This window comes from Nonomuraea sp. NPDC001831 (assembly GCF_042892035.1).
Taxonomy (GTDB): domain Bacteria; phylum Actinomycetota; class Actinomycetes; order Streptosporangiales; family Streptosporangiaceae; genus Nonomuraea.
In genome coordinates this window covers 512,471-531,206 of the sequence record NZ_JBIATU010000001.1, presented here as the reverse complement: position 1 = coordinate 531,206, position 18,736 = coordinate 512,471, and the positions used below count along the sequence as shown (strand labels likewise).

At 72.9% G+C, this 18,736-nt stretch carries 16 protein-coding genes; 10 read left to right on the top strand and 6 right to left on the bottom strand.

Annotated features, from left to right (window positions below):
- Positions 1-37 precede the first annotated feature (37 nt).
- From ACFYYW_RS02370 to ACFYYW_RS02360, 3 genes are all read left to right on the top strand, one after another.
- Positions 38-1,258 carry a glycosyl hydrolase gene (locus ACFYYW_RS02370; protein WP_387644105.1) on the top strand — a complete coding sequence of 407 codons (1,221 nt, stop codon included), beginning with the start codon at positions 38-40 and terminating at the stop codon, positions 1,256-1,258.
- A 45-nt stretch (positions 1,259-1,303) separates the two neighbouring features.
- Complete coding sequence (locus ACFYYW_RS02365; RefSeq protein ID WP_387644102.1) at positions 1,304-5,599, top strand: NEW3 domain-containing protein; 4,296 nt, start codon at positions 1,304-1,306, stop codon at positions 5,597-5,599.
- 86 nt (positions 5,600-5,685) lie between these two features.
- The gene (locus ACFYYW_RS02360) at positions 5,686-6,495 is read left to right on the top strand and encodes a hypothetical protein (protein WP_387644100.1); all 810 of its coding nucleotides are present in this window, start codon (positions 5,686-5,688) and stop codon (positions 6,493-6,495) included.
- 110 nt (positions 6,496-6,605) lie between these two features.
- On the opposite strand, the gene ACFYYW_RS02355 is transcribed toward ACFYYW_RS02360, so the two are convergent.
- Positions 6,606-7,274 carry a TetR/AcrR family transcriptional regulator gene (locus tag ACFYYW_RS02355; RefSeq protein WP_387644097.1) on the bottom strand — a complete coding sequence of 223 codons (669 nt, stop codon included), beginning with the start codon at positions 7,272-7,274 and terminating at the stop codon, positions 6,606-6,608.
- A gap of 121 nt (positions 7,275-7,395) precedes the next feature.
- On the opposite strand from ACFYYW_RS02355, the gene ACFYYW_RS02350 reads away from it, so the two are divergent.
- Both ACFYYW_RS02350 and ACFYYW_RS02345 read left to right on the top strand, forming a co-directional pair.
- Positions 7,396-7,770, top strand: a complete 375-nt coding sequence (locus tag ACFYYW_RS02350) for a nitroreductase family deazaflavin-dependent oxidoreductase (protein WP_352327107.1) — start codon at positions 7,396-7,398, stop codon at positions 7,768-7,770.
- Positions 7,771-7,798: 28 nt separating this feature from the next.
- Positions 7,799-8,470 (top strand): DUF4386 domain-containing protein, encoded by a 672-nt coding sequence (locus ACFYYW_RS02345; protein WP_387644094.1) that lies wholly within the window; start codon positions 7,799-7,801, stop codon positions 8,468-8,470.
- Here ACFYYW_RS02345 and ACFYYW_RS02340 read toward each other — a convergent pair whose 3' ends face one another.
- Entirely contained in the window at positions 8,471-10,000 is a 1,530-nt protein-coding gene (locus tag ACFYYW_RS02340) for a S41 family peptidase (RefSeq protein ID WP_387644091.1), read from the bottom strand. It abuts the gene before it with no gap.
- Between the two features lie 167 nt (positions 10,001-10,167).
- On the opposite strand from ACFYYW_RS02340, the gene ACFYYW_RS02335 reads away from it, so the two are divergent.
- The 4 genes from ACFYYW_RS02335 (at position 10,168) to ACFYYW_RS02320 (ending at position 13,500) form a co-directional block, all read left to right on the top strand.
- Positions 10,168-11,406: a sensor histidine kinase gene (locus tag ACFYYW_RS02335; RefSeq protein ID WP_387644088.1), complete on the top strand. Its 1,239-nt coding sequence runs from the start codon at positions 10,168-10,170 to the stop codon at positions 11,404-11,406.
- Positions 11,403-12,107 carry a response regulator gene (locus tag ACFYYW_RS02330; protein WP_387644085.1) on the top strand — a complete coding sequence of 235 codons (705 nt, stop codon included), beginning with the start codon at positions 11,403-11,405 and terminating at the stop codon, positions 12,105-12,107. The genes ACFYYW_RS02335 and ACFYYW_RS02330 overlap by 4 nt, the downstream gene beginning before the upstream one ends.
- A gap of 206 nt (positions 12,108-12,313) precedes the next feature.
- A complete protein-coding gene (locus ACFYYW_RS02325) occupies positions 12,314-12,895 on the top strand; it encodes an RNA polymerase sigma factor (protein ID WP_364417957.1) in 582 nt (193 codons plus the stop codon).
- The gene (locus ACFYYW_RS02320; protein ID WP_387644081.1) at positions 12,883-13,500 is read left to right on the top strand and encodes a hypothetical protein; all 618 of its coding nucleotides are present in this window, start codon (positions 12,883-12,885) and stop codon (positions 13,498-13,500) included. The genes ACFYYW_RS02325 and ACFYYW_RS02320 overlap by 13 nt, the downstream gene beginning before the upstream one ends.
- Before the next feature lie 39 nt (positions 13,501-13,539).
- On the opposite strand, the gene ACFYYW_RS02315 is transcribed toward ACFYYW_RS02320, so the two are convergent.
- Both ACFYYW_RS02315 and ACFYYW_RS02310 read right to left on the bottom strand, forming a co-directional pair.
- Positions 13,540-14,070 carry a hypothetical protein gene (locus ACFYYW_RS02315; protein WP_352327112.1) on the bottom strand — a complete coding sequence of 177 codons (531 nt, stop codon included), beginning with the start codon at positions 14,068-14,070 and terminating at the stop codon, positions 13,540-13,542.
- A gap of 91 nt (positions 14,071-14,161) precedes the next feature.
- Positions 14,162-15,205: a DUF5937 family protein gene (locus tag ACFYYW_RS02310; protein WP_387644078.1), complete on the bottom strand. Its 1,044-nt coding sequence runs from the start codon at positions 15,203-15,205 to the stop codon at positions 14,162-14,164.
- A 249-nt stretch (positions 15,206-15,454) separates the two neighbouring features.
- On the opposite strand from ACFYYW_RS02310, the gene bla reads away from it, so the two are divergent.
- Entirely contained in the window at positions 15,455-16,426 is a 972-nt protein-coding gene (gene bla, locus ACFYYW_RS02305; RefSeq protein WP_387644075.1) for a class A beta-lactamase, read from the top strand.
- 85 nt (positions 16,427-16,511) lie between these two features.
- Here the strand turns inward: bla and ACFYYW_RS02300 are convergent, their stop codons facing one another.
- Both ACFYYW_RS02300 and ACFYYW_RS02295 read right to left on the bottom strand, forming a co-directional pair.
- Entirely contained in the window at positions 16,512-17,777 is a 1,266-nt protein-coding gene (locus ACFYYW_RS02300; RefSeq protein ID WP_387644072.1) for a valine--pyruvate transaminase, read from the bottom strand.
- Positions 17,778-17,981: 204 nt separating this feature from the next.
- Complete coding sequence (locus tag ACFYYW_RS02295; protein WP_387644069.1) at positions 17,982-18,668, bottom strand: hypothetical protein; 687 nt, start codon at positions 18,666-18,668, stop codon at positions 17,982-17,984.
- Positions 18,669-18,736: the final 68 nt, after the last annotated feature.

Here is an 18,736-nt window from a genome sequence, read left to right as displayed (position 1 = left end):
GGCTCCGCCGGGAGATCGTTCGACCCCCGGAGGACGCGTGCCCCTGCTCGACCCCATCCGCCACGGCGCCAACTACGTGCCCTCCGCCGGCTGGTTCCACAGCTGGCTCGACCTGTCGCTCGACGCGGTCCGCCGCGACTTCGAGGACCTGGCCTCGATCGGCCTGGACCACGTGCGCGTGTTCCCGATCTGGCCGTGGATCCAGCCCAACCCGGGGCTGGTCCGGCAGCGCGGCGTGGCGGACCTGCTGGCGGTGATCGACGTCGCGGCCGAGTTCGGCCTGTCCGTCGCCGTGGACCTGCTCCAGGGGCACCTGTCCAGCTTCGACTTCCTGCCCTCCTGGGTGCTCACCTGGCACCGGCGCAGCCTGTTCACCGACCGCGGCGCGCGCGACGCCATCGCCGCCTACGCCGACCGGCTCGCCCGCGCCGTCGCCACCCGCGGCAACGTGTTCGCCGTCACGCTCGGCAACGAGGTCAACAACCTCTACCCCAGCAACGCCACCACCCCCGAGGCGTCCACGGCGTGGGCCGCCGAGCTGATCGACGTCGTGCGCGCGGCCGCGCCCGGCCTGCTCGCCCTCCACTCCCTGTACGACGCCACCTGGTACGACCCGGAGCACCCCTTCCACCCCGCCGACAACGTGGACCTGGGCGACCTGACCACAGTGCACTCCTGGGTGTTCAACGGCGTCTCCGCGATCGACGGCCCGCTCGGGCCGGCCACCGTCTCGCACGCCGACTACCTGGTCGAGCTGGCCGCGGCCACCTCGCTCGACCCGGCCAGGCCCGTCTGGCTGCAGGAGATCGGGGTGCCCAGGCCGGACGTGCCCGAGGCCGCGACCGCCGAGTTCGTCCGCCGCACGCTCGACGCGGTGACCGTCAACCCCGCCCTGTGGGGGGTCACCTGGTGGTGCTCCCACGACCTGGACCGTTCCCTCTCCGACTTCCCCGAGCGGGAGTACGAGCTGGGCCTGTTCACCGTGGACCACCGTCCCAAGCCGGCGGCCAAGGAGCTCGCCGCGATCATCGACGAGCGCCGCGGCCGTGCCGAGGCGAGCCGCCCGGCCCTGCGGTGCGACGTGGACCTGCGGACCGAGCCCGGACGCCGGGCCGAGGTCGCGCCGGGCAGCGCCTTCCACGCCGCATGGGTCCGGCTGCGCCAGTCCGGGCCCGTGGCCATCGTCGCCGGCGACCGCGCCGACGACCCCGCCCACCTCGCGACCCGGCGCATCGGCACCGTCCTCACCCCGGAGTGAACGGCGGGCCGACCGCGTGATCATCGATTTCCTGAAGGGAAGACCGTGTCAGTCGCCATCGTCTCCGTGGAGTCCACGGACCTGTTCACGGGCACCGAGGACGCCCCGCGCCAGCTGCTGCGCGTGACGCTCGACGGCCCGCCGGCCCGGGTCGCCGTCACCGGCCCGGGCGTGTCCGGGGAGGCGGAGGGCGCGGGCGAGGTCGAGGTCCCGCTGGAGATCGCCGACCCGGTCCCGGGGGCCGAGCTGCCGGTCGTGGTGACGGCGGGCGGCGCGCGGGCCGAGGCCGTGGTGGTCGTGGCCGAGCCCGGCTGGACGATGTTCCTGGTCTCCCACTTCCACTACGACCCGGTGTGGTGGAACACGCAGGCGGCCTACACCTCGCCGTGGGAGCTGCTGTCCGGGGACGCCACCACCCGCCCGCTGTGGGAGCGCAACGGGTTCGCGCTGGTGGAGGCGCACCTGGACCTGGCGCTGCGCGACCCCGTCTACAAGTTCGTGCTGGCCGAGATCGACTATCTCAAGCCGTACTTCGACGTCCATCCCGAGCGCCGGGCCGACCTGCGGCTGCTGATGGAGCGCGGGCAGGTCGAGCTGGTCGGGGGGACGTACAACGAGCCCAACACCAACCTCACCGGCGCCGAGGTCACGATCAGGAACATCGTGTACGGCATCGGCTACCAGCGCGACATCCTCGGCGGGGACCCGGCGACGGCGTGGCAGCTCGACGCGTTCGGGCACGACCCGCAGTTCCCCGGATACCTCGCCGCGGCGGGGCTGACCGGCAGCGCGTGGGCGCGCGGGCCCTTCCACCAGTGGGGGCCGATCCAGAAGGACTTCGGCGAGGCCAAGGACGACGCCCGGGTGATGCAGTTCCCCAGCGAGTTCGAGTGGATCGCCCCGTCGGGGCTCGGCGTGCTGACGCACTTCATGCCCCACCACTACTCGGCCGGCTGGTGGATGGACTCCGCCGCCGACCTGGCGAGCGCCGAGCACGCCGTGTACGAGCTGTACCGCAAGCTCAGGCCGGTCGGGGCGACGCGGAACCTGCTGCTGCCCGTGGGCACCGACTACACCCCGCCCAACAAGTGGGTCACCGAGATCCACCGTTCCTGGAACGCCCGCTACGTCTGGCCGCGCTTCGTCTGCGCCACCCCGCGCGACTTCCTCGACGCGGTCCGGGCCGAGCTGGCGGCCGCCGGACGCCGTCCCAGCCCGCAGACCCGCGACATGAACCCGGTCTACACCGGCAAGGACGTCTCCTACATCGACACCAAGCAGGCGCAGCGGGCGGGCGAGGTGGCCGCCGTGGACGCGGAGAAGCTGGCCACCCTGGCCGCGCTCGAAGGGCTCGGGACCTACCCCGAGGCCGCGCTGGACAAGGTGTGGCGGCAGCTCGCTTACGGGGCACACCACGACGCGATCACCGGCAGCGAGTCCGACCAGGTCTACCTGGACCTGTTGTCCGGCTGGCGCGAGGCGTACGACCTGGCCGGCGCGGTGCGCGACGTGTCGCTGGCCTCGCTCGTCGCGCGCGTGGACACCGGCGGCGAAGGCGTCGCCGTCGTCGTCGCGAACACGTTGTCGTTCGACCGGTCGGCGCCGGTGGCCGTACGGCTGCCCGCCGGGCTCGACGGCGGACGGGTGCTCGACGACGCCGGCGTGGAGGTGCCGTGCGTCGTGGACCGGGGGACCCTGCGTTTCCTGGCCGAGGACGTGCCCGCCACCGGGTGGCGCACCTGGCGTCTCCTGCCGGGATCGTCCCGGCAGGAGACGCCAGGTGCGGCGGCCGCATGGACCTCCGCGCCCGGCGTGACTGTCGAGAACGCCCGCTACCGCGTCACCGCTGACCCCGGCCGCGGCGGCTGCCTGTCGGCCGTCCTGGACAAGAAGGCGGGGCGCGAGCTGCTACGCCCCGGCTGCGTCGGCAACGAGCTGCGCGTCTACGAGGAGTACCCCGCCCATCCCGACTTCGGCGAGGGCCCCTGGCACCTGGTGCCCAAGGGCCCGGTCGTCGGCGCGGCGGAAGGCGCGGCCGAGGTGCGGCGCGAGACCTGCCCGCTCGGCGAGCGCCTGGTGATCACCGGCACGGTGGACGGCATCGGCTACGAGCAGACCGTCACCCTCTGGGACGGCGTGGACCACGTGGACCTGACCACCCGCGTCCTGGACTACCGCGGCGCGGACCGGCTGCTGCGGCTGAGCTTCCCCGCCGACCTGCCCGGCGCGCTGCCGGTGAGCGAGGTGGCCGGGGCCGTGGTCGGGCGCGGGTTCGCCCTGCCCGACGTGGACGCCGCCGAGGCGCCGTGGACCCTCGACAACCCCGCCAACACCTGGTTCGGCCTGGGCTCCACCGCCCGCGTCGCCCTCACCGGCCCGGACGGCCGGCCGCTGGGCGAGCGGGCGCTCGGCGTGGCGGAGGTGGTCGTGCCCGGCCCGGACGACGCCGCCGACGTGCGCGACCTGCTGGTCGCGCTGGTCAGGGCCGGGGTCACCGCGACCACGGCCGGGGCGGACTGGTCCAGGTACGGCTGGCTCGACGTCGACTCCAACCTGCCCGACTTCCGCGTCATGATCGGCGGCCCGCGGGAGAACGACGCGGTGCGCGAGCTGCTGGAACGCGCGGGCCGTGCCTATGCCGAGGTCCTGGAGCGGGACGGGCGCGTCTGGGTGCCCGCCGCCCGGCCGCTGCGCGAGGCCTGGCGGCCCAACGCCGACCTGCGTGACCTGCGGGCGCTGCCCGCCCTGGTCACCACCGATCCCGCCGCGCTGACCGCCGACCTCGCCGACGCCCGCGTGAGCTCCGCCTGCCCCGGCGAGGTCCCGGAGTCCGAGCTGCTCACCGGCCACACCGTCGCGCTGCTCACCTACGGCCTGCCGGGGTTCGCCGTCGATCCGGCCGGCACGCTGCACCTGTCGCTGATGCGCTCGTGCACCGGGTGGCCGTCCGGGGTGTGGATCGACCCGCCCCGCCGTACGCTGCCCGACGGAGCGGGCTTCCAGCTCATGCACTGGACCCACGAGTTCCGTTACGCGCTGGTCTCCGGCGAGGGCGACTGGCGCACGCTGACGCTGCCCGCCCGGGGGCAGGAGTTCAACCATCCGCTGTACGCCGTGATCGCCGAGCCGCACGGGGGCCCGCTGCCGCCGACCCGGTCGTACCTGAAGGTCGAGCCCGCCCGCGAGGTGCTGGTCGGCACCGTCAAGCCGGCGGGCAACCCGACCGCGCACGGGTCGGCCGCCGCGGCGGACCCGGCCGCGGGGGTGACCGTGCGGCTGATGGAGTCCACCGGGCTCGGCCGCGACGCCGTCCTCTCCGGTGCGCTCACCCTCCGCGAGACGCACCGCGCCGACCTGCTCGAACGACGGCGCGGACCCGTCGAGGGGGCCGTCGCGCTGACCGGCGCCGAGGTCGCCACCGTGATCGGCCTGCCCTCCCTGCCGACCGGACCCGCGCTGCCGACCGTGCCCGATCTGCCCACCGCGCCCGTCCTGCCGACCGCGTCCGTCCTGCCGCCGGAAGGCTCGGCCCGCGGAGGCGCGGTGCTGGGGCCGGTGGCCGAGGTGGCGCAGCCGGTGCATGCGCGGTACTGGCTGCACAACCGGGGGCCAGCGCCGATGGGCTATCTGCCGGTGAGCGTCACGGCGTCGCCGGGCCTGGTGCGGACCGGGGGCGAGCCCGCCGAGCTGACGGTGGTGCTCTCCTCGCACCTGCTCGACGCCGACGTGGAAGGAGCCGTGGAGATCCTCGTCCCCGACGGCTGGACGGCCGGTGTGACGCGGCGCCCGTACCGGCTGGCGGCGGGCGGGCACGTACGGTTCCCGGTCACGGTGACCCCTCCCCCGGGCGTCGGGCCCGGCCTGTACTTCGTCGCCGCCCGGATCCGGCACGACGGCCAGACCGTCGAGGACGTGGTCACCGTCGCCGTCGGCGACCTGCCCGGCGTGCTGCCCGTGCCCGGTGACGTCCCCGAGGACTGGGTGGCCGCGCAGGGCAGCAAGGACCGTCCCGGCCGCGACACCGGGCTGTCGGTGGAGGTGACCACGCCGTCGGTGCGCGTCGCTCCCGGCGGGCGGGCCGTGCTGGGGCTGGCGCTGCACAACCGCACGAACGGCGAGATCCGGGGCGAGCTGCAGGTCGTCTCGCCCTGGGGCACGTGGGACCTGATCGCCGCCCCGGTCCGCGGGTTCGTCCTGGCGGCCGGCGAGCGCACGGTCGCCGAGTTCGAGGTGTCGGCACCCCGCGACGCCGCCCCGGGCTCCGCATGGGCCCTGGGCAAGGTCATGTGGTTCGGCCGCTGCCAGTACGCGCCGACCGTCGAACTGGTGGTGACCCCGTGACCCTCTCCCCCCGCCCGGACCATCCCTGGTGTGATTCTGAGACCTCCGCCCCGACGCCCCAGGCGAACCGTCCGACCTCCGCCCCCGTGCCCGGAGCGGACCATCCGCACTCCGCCCATGCACCCGTCACCGGCGAGCCGGTGGCGGCCGGTGTGGGGCCGGTGCTCGGGTGGCTCGACGGCTGCCCGCTCCCCCGCTTCGAGCTGGACCGGCGGCTCGCAGCCCTGCGGGCCGGCCCGAGGTCCGCGGCGCTTCCGGCACCGGGCACGGCCGAGGACCGGCAGCTCACGCGCTGGGTGGCCCAGGTGGTGCTGACCGAGCACCTGTGCGCCGCCGAGGCCACAGCCCGCGGACTGCCCCTGGAGCAGCCCCCACCACCCCGCCCCGACCGTTCCCCCACCGACGCGCTCGCGGTACGGCTCGATCAGCGGGCGGCTGTTGAGCTGGGGTCGATCGTTGCGGCGGCCTACGAGGGCAGCGCCGCCGTCCGGGCCGTCTACGAGGCCGTCACCGCCGGCGTCACCGTCTCGGCGTCGGAGGCGGCCGCGTACCGGGAGGCCACCGCGCGACCGCCCGCCGGACCGACATGGCGGCTACGCACCCCGGACGGCGAGTTCGACGCCGAACCGGGTTCGCTGCCCGTCGCCCTGGCCGAGGCCCTGGCCGCCGCCGCACCGGGCCGGACGGTGACCGCCGGCCCTTGGACCGCCACCCTCGTCGCCTGTCACGACCCCGCCCCGGACCGGGACGCACCCGCCGACGGCCTTCTCGACTCCGCGCGCAGGGTGGCGTTCGTACGCTGGCTCGACCACGCACGCGCCCACCGGCTGCGACTGGTGCCGGGCCTCGAACACCCCGGCGACCCCGCACAACCCGACAACCACCACCGCCACTGACCCGACCGGACCCGGCCCGTTCACCTCCCTCGCCCTCGACCAGGCGGCGGCACCCCGCGACGCGGCCGTGCGGCCGGCCGTTCACGTGCTCGCCGCCCGTACCGAGAAGCTCATCCGGATTCGCCCGCGCGCTGGGCGCTGCGGCGCGCTTCGAGGGCGTCCAGGATCAGGTCCAGGCCGTAACCGAACTCGCTGGTGTGGTCGTAGCCCGGCCGCAGGGCGTGGTCGCGGATCATCTCGGCGAGGTACGGCAACTCCTTCTCCGGCAACTGCCGGAGGATGTCACCGGCCACGTCCTCGACATCGTCCGGCGTCGCCATCGGCAGGTTCGCCTCCTGCAGGACGAACCCCGAGACGTAGCTGTCGATCAGCGACACGGCGTGCGCGGCCATCGGCAGCGTGAACCCCGCCTCCCGCAGGACGCCCAGGACGGCGTCGTGGTGGCGCAGCGTCGCCGGCCCCGGATCGCGGCGGGAGTCCATCAGGCCGAGGGCCCAGCTGTGCTGCGACAACACCGCGCGGGCGGAAACGGCTCGCGTACGGATCGCATCGCGCCAATCGTCACATCCGGCACCCGGCAACTCGATCGCCGCGAACACCATGTCGACCACGCCGTCGAGGATCGCGTCCTTGTTGGGCACGTGGTGGTAGAGCGACATCGCCTCCACGCCCAGTTCCTGGGCCACCCGGCGCATCGTGATCGCCTCCGCGCCGCCCCGGTCCGCGACCCGGATCGCGGCTTCCAGGACGAGGACTCTGCTGAGCGGTTGCGACGGCATGACGGCTCCGGTGAGGACGGGTTGACAGCCTTACGAGCGTAAGCCAACCTTACACCCGTAAGCGGCCTTACGGACGTAAGGCTGTTCTCCCGCTTGACGGAGCTCGCAGAAGGAGATTTCCATGCCGATGCCGAAGTGGTGGGGGCACGTGAACAAGAAGGTGTTCAACCCCCGCGCGATAACCGGCGGGAAATGGCCGGTGCTGATTCACGTCGGCCGCGTTTCCGGCGCCACGTACCGCACGCCGCTCGACGCGCATCCCGTCGACGGCGGTTACCTGTTCGTGCTGGTTTATGGATCGCGTTCGGACTGGGTGCAGAACGTCCTGGCGGCCGGGAACGCGCGGCTCCGCGTCGGCGGGAGGGAAGTGGAACTCACCGCCCCCCGCCTTGTCGGGGAGGACGAGGCGTTCCAGGCCCTCCCCGAGAAAGTGGCACGCCCACCGAAACTGCTCCGCATCACCGAGTTCCTGCGCATGGACCTGCTCACCGGCTGACCGCCACGACGATCTCGGGACAAGAATCGTGCACACGAACAGGCGGGCAACCGCAATTGCCGGCGCGCTGGTCATCCTGGGCATGATCGCCGGCGCGCTGAGCGTCGTTCCCGCTGTCGATGAACCACGCCGTCTCGCTCTCGCTCCCGCACACGAGGGCCAGGTCCTCCTCGGCGCAGTCGCTCAGTCCATCATGATCCCCGCCTATGTCGGGTTCGCGCTGTTGCTGTATCCGATGGTGCGGGCGGGGAACGAAGCACTCAGCCTGGGTTTCCTCGGCTTCAGGCTGATCGCGGCGACGTTCCACTTCGTCGGCGTCATCACCCTGCCCTTGTTCCTCGTCCTGGGCCAGAAGCTCACCCAGGCCGACGCTGCCGCCGCACCCGGCATCGAGGCCGCAGGAGAAGTACTGCGGACGGCACGCGATCTGGTCAATCACGTCGCATTGATCATCTCGCTGAGCCTTGGAGATCTCCTGTTGTTCCGCATTCTGTGGCGGTCGAGATCGGTCCCTCGATGGTTGTCCGGGTGGGGATTCCTGGCGATCGCGGCAGCCGTGTCGGCGAGTTTCCTCGTGCTGCTTCGCGTGATCGACGTGGTCACGCCGCTCTATCTGGCCATGAACGCGCCACTGGCCCTGCAGAGCTTCGTCTTCGCCGTGTGGCTGATGACGAGAGGCTTCGTCACGAAGAACCCGTAGCTATCGCCGCCGCCGGCTCGTCAGGTAGGACAGGGCCTTCGCGAAGGCGGCGTCGTGGCCGCCGTTCAGTTCCTCGTCGCTGAGGACGCCGGGGACGGACAGGTGCGGCGGGATGCCCGTGACGTCGAAGGAGGCCCCGTCGCGGGTCAGGAAACGCTCGTTGGGCAGCGCGAAGCTCCACCCGTTGGGCAGCCGCCGCCACAGGAAGTCGGAGAAGGCCCCCTGGGTGTTCTCCCCGATCCGCTCGGGCCGGGGCGTCCGTCCCGTCATGGCCTGGGTGAACGTCTCGCCCGCGCTGATGGTCAGGCTGCTGGTGAGCATCGCGATGGGGCCCGTGTACAGCGGTCCGGCCGCCGGCCGTACCGACACCGGCTGAGGACGGGTGAAACCGGGCGGATCGCCCGGGGTGTTGCGGGCCTGCTTGGCGTACGCCTGGTACGGCCTGCCGGTGAGCCTGGAGGCCAGCCGCAGGCCGAGTGCGTCGTAGCCGCCCAGATTGACGCGGACGTCGAGGATGAGACCGCGCAGCCGGCCGGGCCCCGAGGTGCGGGACACGGTGAAGATCTCGTCGAGCGCCCGGTCCAGCTCGGCCGCGTTGGGCTCGAAGCCGCCGTCGGCGTAGCCGTCGAACGCGCCCAGCCGCAGGTAGCCCAGGCCGCCCGGGAGGTCGGCGTACCCGATCACGCCTCGTCCCCACTGTTGCAGGGGTTTGCGGATGTCGTTCCGCTCGACGAACTCCCGGACGCGTTCGTTGAAGGCCACGAAGGCCGGCACCCCGTCCAGTTGCCTGGTGCCCGGACGCAACGGTCTGGCGAACTGCCTGCCGCCCGCGAGGAGCGCGGTGTGCGCGTCCCCGAGCTCCTTGAGCACGTCGCGCAGTACGGCGAACAGCTCCTCGTCCCCGCTGCCGGGACCGATCCTGGACCGGTACCGGTCCCGTACGGCGCGCCAGTCGACGCCCTTGGTGGCGAAGAACGGGTAGTTCTCGGCGAAGGTCGTCCAGAAGACGTCGAACACCTTCACCGGATCAGCGGGCGTGGGGGTGGCGCAGGCCCGGGGCAGGCGGGGCAGCCTGCGCAGGTCGATGGCGCCGACGCTGCCCGGGTACCGTAGCCGCGCCCGGCCGGCCCCCCGCGTCTCGACGACGATCCGCCGGGCGCCTTCCCGGGCCGTGAAGGACGCCGAGTCGCGCGTCCGCGCCGTCTGTTCCGCCGAGAGCACCCCGCGCAGGCAGCTGATCGCCGTCGTGTCGTAGGTGGTGAGCCGCCCCTGGCCGATGTCGAAGACGGTGCCGTACCCGTCGGCCCGCCAGAGGCCGTCCAGCGGCTGCCGTCCGGCGGCGGCGTCCGCGGGCGGTGCGACGACCTGCCCCGCCACGGCGACGCCCAGCGCGGCCAGTACGGCGGCCAGCCGCCGGGCTGTCCGTCCGCGCCCCTTTTTTCTGCTGTCGAGATCGCTGCTGTCGGTCATGGTGCTGTCGAGATCGCTGCTGTCGTTCATGGTGCTGTCGAGATCGCTGTTGTCGTTCATGGGATCCGACGCTAGGCAGCGTGCCCGGCCCGGCACGTCACACCACGGAGCCGTCCATACCGGTCATACCTTCTGGCCATCCGGCCGGCGCGTCATACCCAGGTGGGAGGCCAGAGGTCGGCTCTGGGGCTGATCCGTTCGCGAAGGCCGACGGCTACGGTGATGGCATGTCGCGCGCCTTCGCCCCGGCCCCGGCCAGAACGGCGGTCCTGCCCGCGCTCCGGTTCGCGAGAGTGCGGGCCGGAGCACCCTGGGTGGTCGCCTGCTTCATGTTCGCCATGAACGTGGGGATGCTCGCCACCGTCTACGACGCTCCGGTGGAGCTGACGGTGGCGCTCGCGGCGGCCTGCGCGGCGCCGGTGACGATCTGCGGCCACCGGCCGGTGACCGCCTGGCTGCTGCTCTACGTCGGGATGCTGGTCACGCCGCTGCTGGTCGCGCCGCCGCCGGCGAACAATCCGTGGCCGTGGCTGCCGATGCCCGTGGTCGCCTATCTGATCGTGCTGTTCGTGCTGGCGCAGCACCGGCCGCGATGGATGCTGGCGGCCGTGTGGGCGCTGTCCCTCCTCGGCGCGCTGGCGGACGTGTCACTGGTGCCCATGTCGTCCACGGACCGGGCCGTGGCGCTGCAGCTCGTGGCTGCCGTCGTGCCGGTGCCGCTGATCGTCGGCGACAACGTGCGCTGGCGCCGCCGGGCCCGGGCGCGGGTCGCCGAGCAGGAACAGGTCAGCGCGGCCGAGCGGGCCCGGCGCGAGCTGCTGGAGGAACGGACCAGGATCGCCCGGGAGATGCACGACGTGGTGGCCCACCACATGTCGGTGATCGCCGTACAGGCCGCCAGCGCGGCGCGCAGGCTCGGCGGGGTGCCCGCCGACGCCGAGCGGGAGTTCGACTCCATCGGGGCGGCGGCCCGGCAGTCACTGGCCGAGATGCGGCGCCTGCTGGGCGTGCTGCGCAGCGCCGACGCGATGCCGCCGCGCGCCCCGCTGCCGGGCCTCGACCAGCTGGGCGTGCTGGTGGAGAGCGCCAGGCAGGCCGGCACACCCGTCGAGCTGACGGTGAGTGGCCTGCCCGCGCACGTGCCCCCGGGCTTGCAGCTGCCGGTCCACCGGATCGTGCAGGAGGCGCTCAGCAACGTGATCCGGCACGCGCCGGGCGCCGCCACGGCCGTGGCGGTCACCGGGAACGGCTCCGGGCTGCGGGTCGTGGTCGAGAACGGGCCGCCCGCGGGCGCGGGGCGCACGCTCGCCGAGCCCGCGGGCACCGGTCACGGGCTGGCCGGGATGCGTGAACGGGCCGCCATGGTGGGCGGCGTCCTGCTGACCGGGCCGACGCCACGGGGCGGGTTCCGGGTCGAGCTGACGTTACCCCTGGTGCAGGCCGCACACGACGAGGAGCACCCGTGACGATCCGGGTGCTCGTGGCCGACGACCATGCGATGGTCCGGGCCGGCTTCGGCGCCCTGCTGGCCGCCGAACCGGACATCGAGGTCGTCGGTGACGCGGCCGACGGCGAGCAGGCGGTGGAGCGGACAAGGCGGCTGCGGCCCGACGTCGTCCTCATGGACGTCCGCATGCCCGGCATGGACGGCCTGCGGGCGGCCCGGCTGCTCCTGGCGCCGCCCGGCCCCCGGTACAGGCCGCGTGTGGTGATGCTCACCACCTTCGACCTGGACGACTACGTCTACGAGGCGCTGCGCGCAGGCGCCAGCGGGTTCCTGCTGAAGGAGGCGCCGCCCGCGGACCTGGTCGCGGCCGTGCGGGTGGTGGCGGCCGGCGACGCCCTGCTCGCGCCCTCGGTGACCCGGCGCCTCATCGAGGAGATCGCCCGGTGCCGGCCCGCGCTGCCCGGCTCCGCACCCCGGGTGCAGTCGCTGACGGAGCGGGAGTCCGAGGTGCTTGTGCACGTGGCCCGCGGCCTGTCCAACGCCGAGATCGCCGCGGCCCTGATCGTCGCCGAGCAGACCGTAAAGACGCACATCGGCCGCATCCTGGCCAAGCTCGACCTCCGGGACCGCGCCCAGGCGATCGTCTTCGCCTACGAGAGCGGCCTCGTCGTCCCCCGCTCCGACCTCCCGGCGCACGGGACCTGGAGAACGCCCAGCTGAGAGGGGCGCCCCTCCCCCGTCCGTCCGCAGCGTGGCGCAGGCGTCCGACGGAGGTTGGCCGGCTCTTCGGCGCAGGCGTCCGACGGCGGTTGGCCGGCTCTTCGGCGAACGACTTCGCGCCCGTACTGACCGCGTTCTCCCGTGAAGGATTTCGGGCCCGCGCGGTAAGTACAGGTGACCGCATACGCCAGGAAAGGTCGGTATGCATGACAATCCCTCGCGAAGCAGTCGAGGTCGACGACGCGCTCCTCATCGAGAGATCGCTCGACGAGCCCGAGATCTTCGCCACGTTGTTCGACCGGCACGCGCCGCTCCTGCACCGTTACGTGACCAGACGGTTGGGCCCCAGCGAGGCGGAGGACGTCGTGGCCGACACCTTCCTGGCCGCCTTCCAGCACCGCGGCGGCTACGACCGGAGTCGCCCCGACGCCCGTCCATGGCTGTACGGCATCGCCTCCAACCTGATCGGCCGGAGGCGGCGTACCGAGATGAGCCTCTACCGCGCCTACGTGCGCAGCGGCGTGCATCCGGCGGAGCTGTCCGGCTCCCGGGTCGAGGACGAGGTCAACACGCTGGCCGTCAACCGCCCGCTGGCGCTGGCCCTGATGGAGCTCGCACCGGCCGATCGCGACGTGCTGCTGCTCGTCGCCTGGGCCGAACTGAGCTACCAGGAGGTGGCCGACGCGCTGGCCGTCCCGCCGGGAACCGTCGCCTCGCGACTCAACCGGGCCCGTCTTCAGATCCGTCAAGCCCTGAGCAGACAAGGAGAACGCCGATGGACGCCCTGAAGGCCATGTGGCAGACCGTTCCCCCCGCCACCCCGGACGAACTCGCCGGCGCACGGCAACGACTGCTCCGCGGGATGCAGCCCCGGCGACGCGTCGTCACCGGCCCTCGGCTGCTGGTCGCGGCCGGGGTCGCGGCGGCGATCACCGTCACACCGTTGGTCGCCGGAATCGGGCCCGCCGCCCACGCGGTGACCAGAGGCCCGGACGGCACGGTCGAGGTCACCGTCAACGAGCTGCGCGATCCCGCCGGCCTGGAGGCCAAGCTCGATGCGGTGGGCGTCAAGGCCGACGTGACCTTCCTGGCTCCGGCCACGCGGTGCGCGGGCCCGCGATTCACCGGCGTCGACCGCGCCTACGACGGGGAGCCGGCTTCGAACCCGAGCGAGCTGCGTTCGCTGGTGGAGGAGTCGCGATCATACAGGGCCACCCGGGTGAAGTCCGTCCGGACGCTCCAGATCTTCCCGCAGTACATCAAACCGGGCGAGACGCTCGTGGTGGAGTTCCGCGACAACGGGAACCCGCAGGTGCCCTGGCAGCTCGGCGCCTGGCTGGCCCAGGCGGGCACCCCCGTGCAGCCGTGCACGCCCGTCGCGGACGCTCGGTGACGAAGGCTGACGGGACCGGGCCTCGCCCCCGGGCAGGCTTCATCCTCGTGGCCGGCGGCCGGCGGCAGGTGGGGTGGACGGCAGCCGGCGGAGGTGGACGGCGGCGTGCCAGTACGCCGGGTTGCCGGGCACGGTCCACGCCCTCTGCACCACGGCTCCGAGGCCGGGCGCGTCCCAGGACTGCGTGTCGTATCGGCTCAGGTCCGTCAGGATCGCGTCATGCACGGCCCCGAACCGGTGCAGGAGCAGCGAGGCGGGGAGGTGCCGGCCCGCCTCCACGCCGCCGACGTTCAGCGCCTGCCCGACGGCGGGGTCCTCCCAGCGGGGATCGAGGCTCCAGTGCGGCCGGCCCGCGGCAGCTTCCGTCAGCACCGCCAGGTTGATCTCGTCCCACATCAGGACGTGCGCGATGAGGTCGTGCAAGGAGCGGCAGAAGTCGCCGAGCGGGCCGGAATCAACCAGGTGGTCGGCGTCGAGCTGCTGCTCGGTGAGCCCGGTGACGCGGGCGAGGAGGATGTCCCGATCGGCGCGCAGGCGGCCGGCCGCCTCTTCCGGAGACAGGATCGTCACGGTGGTTCTCCCTCGATGAAGTGGTTGGGAGGGACTTCAGCACCCGCCGTGGCCGTCCGGCCAGCGGACTGACGAATGCGATCAATCGTGCTCAGCGCAGCAGCAGCGACAGCACGTCCCTGCCGAGCTCCTCCAGGACGTCGGCGGCGAGCCGGTACCGCACGAACCGTCCCTGACGGGCCGTGGTGGCCAGTCCCGCCGCGGCCAGGGCGCGCAGGTGCCGGTTCACCTGCGTCGGGTCCACGTTCCACAACATCGCGATCTCGCCGGCCGTCCGCGGTTCGGTGGCGATCGCCCGGGCGACCTCCAGGCGGCCCTGGTGGGCGAGGGCCTCCAGCCGTCGCCGCACCGCGGCGGCGGAGGGCACGGGGAGCCCGGCGTCGACGGGGTGCAGGAGAAGGAGTGGCCGGCCGGGGACGTCGGCCACGTACAGGTGGGGGCGGATGAAGGTGCTGGGCGCGACGACCAGCCCGCGCCGGGACACGTCATGACGGGCGGCCTGGATCTTGGCGATGCGTACGGCCACCCCGCCCGGGGCGCGCTCCATGGCGGGGTCGAGTGCGGCGAGCGCGGGCCCTGGCCCTTGCCGGGCCGCCAGGTCGGCGAAGCGTCGCGCCCGCCCGGCCAGCACCGGCCGGATCCGGGTCCACTCTGCCTCGAACCACTCCTGGCGGCTGCGACGCAGGAACGACAGGAAATCGGCGGCCGCGTCCTGCGGGTGCCTGACGAGCGCTTCGACGCGGGCCGCCACCGCCGGATCTCGCGCGCGTGACCACTGGAGCGCGACCTGCCGGTCGCCCGAGGGGGCGATCGGCCGCAGCAACTGACCTGCCAGCTCCTGGGCGGGCATGGCACGCAGGTGTTCGAGCCGGTCGTCGAAGCTCTCCGCCGGGGGCTCGGGGGTGACGAACGGCGTCGCTCTGATGGCCTGCGCCGTCCACCACCACGAGCGGGTCCAGGCCGCCAGGCCAGGGCTCATCGCCGCGAAGGTCTTCGCCGCCCAGTCCTGCAGGCCGTGGTGACCGGGGTCGCGCAGGACGTGCAGCGCCGAGCCGAACTCGGTCATCGCCGACACCGCGGGCAGCAGGGACCCCGCCTGCATGCACCGGTCGAGGCCGGTGATCACTGTGGGCATGGAACCGATCCCATCACCCGCAGCGCAGGGCCGGCGCACACGGGCGCCCGGTCACCGACGCCGTACCGCCTCGACCACCGATCGCGCCGGACCCGGATGCGGGCAGCGCCGCGCGGGAGTTCTTCGGCACCTGGGTGAATATCCGGATCCTTATGGTTCGGTGTCTCATATCGCTATTGGACATCCCGCTGCGGCCTCTGGTCTTCTGGTCGCGCTCGGGAAGGTCCGGATCGAGATCGGGGAGTCGGGATGAGAGACGTTCGTCACGGAGGGCTGCGTACCAGGCTCGGCGCTTCTGTGCTGGCGACCTCGACGGCGATGGCGGCCGTCGTGGGCCTGGCGGGCTCGGCGGGGGCCGACACGCGCTCGGCGTCCGTCCTCGCCGCCGCCCGGCCGGAGAGCGGCACGGCCGGCGTCAGGAAGCAACTGCGCGCGCTGGAGAACTCCTACCAGGGACGCATCGGGGCCTACGCGATCGACACCGGCACCGGGAGGACCCTCTCCTACCGGGGCGGCGAACGATTCGCCGGCGCCTCCACCTTCAAGGCCGTCCTGTGCGGCGCCATCCTGGACAAGGCCCGCACGACCGACCCCGGCCTGCTGGACCGCACGCTGCACTGGACGGCCGAGGACGTGGTCGCGAACTCGCCGATCAGCGGACGGCCGGAGAACGTCAGGAACGGCATGACCGCGGACCGGCTGTGCCACGCGGCCGTCACCGCCAGCGACAACACCGCGGCGAACGTGCTGCTCAAGCAGATCGGCGGACCCGCCGGGCTGACCCGCTACTACCGCTCGCTCGGCGACCCGGTCGGGCGGCTCGACCGCTGGGAGCCGGAACTCAACGACTGGAAGCCGGGCGAGAAGCGCGACACCGTCAAGCCCGCGTTCATGGCCCGCGACCTGCAGCAGCTCAGCCTGGGCGACGCGCTCGTGCCCGAGGACCGGCAGCGGCTGAACGACTGGCTGCGGGCCAGCGTCACCGGCGCCGAGCGCATCCGGGCCGGGGTTCCGCGGGACTGGATCGTCGGCGACAAGACCGGCGGCGGCGCCGGCGCGTACGCTCCGGCCAACGACATCGCCGTCGCCTGGCCGCCCTCCGGCGCGCCGGTGATCATCGCGATCTACACCAATCGCACCGCCCCGAACGCGACCATGGACAACAGCGTGATCGCCAAGGCGGCCACCGTCCTGGTCCGAGGGCTCGGCCTCGCCAAGTAGCGGTGTCCTGGTAGCGGCGTCCTGGTGGCGGGGCCGCGCCGGGCCTGGGCTCGTGAGGGGCGGCAGGTCCGGGCGGCGCGGGCCTTCAGGAGCCGCGGCGCAGCTCCAGGAGGCCTTCCGCGATCCTTCCGACGCCCTCGGCGATCACGTGTTCGTCGGCGGTGAGGCTGATCCGGAAGCACCGCCTGGTGTGGGGCTCCGGCGTGGCGGCCGACGCCGGGGGCGCGAAGAAGTGGCGGCCGGGGACGACGAAGACCTTCTTGGTCTTCATCAGCCGGTACAGGGCCATGTCGTCGAACCAGTCGTGATCGATCCACAACCAGCAGAACATGCCGCCCTCTCCGGCGTGCAGCCGCCAGGCGACGGACTCGGGCAGGAGGTCGGCCAGCAGGCGCTCGGCGTACAGGCGGCGGGCCCGGTAGAACGGGTTGATCACCGTGGAGGCGAGCCGGTCCAGCAGCCCCGAGGACAGCGCCCTGGCCGCCACCCGTTGCATGAGCTGCGGAGCGTGCAGGACGGAGTTGGCCATGAACGACACCATCGCGCGGATGTACCGGGACGGCCCGATCGCGAATCCGACGCGTTCGGCGGGCATGCCCGCCTTGGACAGGGTGAAGCAGTTGATCAGGTGGTCGTCCCACTGCGGGGCGACCCGGGAGGCGGCGACGCGGGGGAAGGGGGCGCCGTAGGCGTGGTCGACGATCAGCGGCACGTCACGGCGCCGGGCCAGCTCGATCAGCCGGGCGAGCTCGTCGCCGTCGATGCTGCGGCCGGTCGGGTTGCTGGGGCTGGACAGCAGGAGCATGCCGATCTCGGGGCATCGTTCCACCGCCTCGAAGTCGAAGGCGTAGCGGAAGGACCTGTCGCCGATCAGCTCGGTCGCGGGGGCGATGCCGGTCACGCCGTCGGGGTCCGTGGACAGGCCCAGGTAGCCGGCGTAGTCGGGGGTCATGGGCAGGACCACGCGCTGGAACGAGCCGTCGGCGGTCTGGCCGGAGAACAGCGCGGTGGCGATGAAGAAGAGCATCTGGCTGCCCGGCCCCACCACGACGTTGTCGGCCGTGATGCCCCAGCCGTAGCGGGCGTTGAAGGAGGTGACGATCTCCTCGACCAGGGTGGGCATGCCGCGTGAGGGCCCGTAGCGGCTGCTGGTCGCGGCGAAGTCCTCGGCCACGACGGTCGCGGTCAGGTCCCTCCAGGCGTCGATGACCTCTTTGATCTGGGCGGGGTTGCCGATGCTCAGGTTCAGCCAGTCGGACGCGCCCGAGGCGGTGGAGGTCGCGACGTCCTCCATGATGCTCCGCAGGCCCGACATGTCAGACATCTTCTGGCCGCTCCGCGATAACTTCATTGTTGCGTGTCCCTTCTCGGATCTGGCCCGCCGCCGGCACACACCCGCGGTTTGTCGTGATCAAGCGAGTCCACCGCATTCGCCGCCCTTGCACAAGACGGGGACGACGCCCGCCGGCACGGGCCGAGCGCACCGCCGGGCGTCGCGCACGAAGACGCAGGTGGCGGGGCGGGGAGCCGCGCCTCCGAGAAGGGATCGCCGGGATCAGGGCCGGGGCTCGCGCGGGTCGGCGGCCGCGGCGGCCCAGTACTGGCCGATGCTCTCCTCCATCAGGCGGGCGGCGAACACGGCGTCGTCCGCGCTCTGCCCGCGCCGCAGGCCGTGCTCGGCCACCGCCAGCGCCTGACGTTCGAGCTCGTCGGACTGCCCGCCGCCGTAGTAGGCGACGAACTCCTCCGGCACGTCGAGGCCGGTCTTGGGCAGGCGGGCGAGCATCTCGTCGCTGTCGGGGAAGTAGCGGACCATGTCCCAGTACAGGGCGAGCGCGGCGTCGGCCTGGGTGCCGAGGAAGCCGATCCAGCCCCACGTCCCGGCCACCTGGTAGGCGGCGGGGTCGGCCGGCCAGCGGTGCAGGCGTTCCTCGTCGAGGTCCAGGGCGGCCATCACCTTGGCCAGCTTGGGCCGGGCACGGTGGATCAGGCCGAGCATGCCGTCGAAGAACTCGACCGCGAGCGGGTGCGGGTCGCGGGCGATCATCGTGGCGAACGCCGTGATCTCGGCGGGGTGGCACTTGTGGGTCACGCCCACGAGCTGCCTGACGTGGTCCATCGTGAGCGTCCCGGCGTCCATGCGGTCGAGGAACCGGTTGGGCACGGGGTCGTCGTCCCGCAGCTGCCGCAGCCGCCGTACGGCCTGGCCGGCCAGCGGGGTCGGCTCGAAGTCGGTGTACATGGTTCTCCCCTCGTCGATGGGACGTGCGTCCGCCTCCCTCCTGCCAACCCGTCCTGACGTGCGGCTGA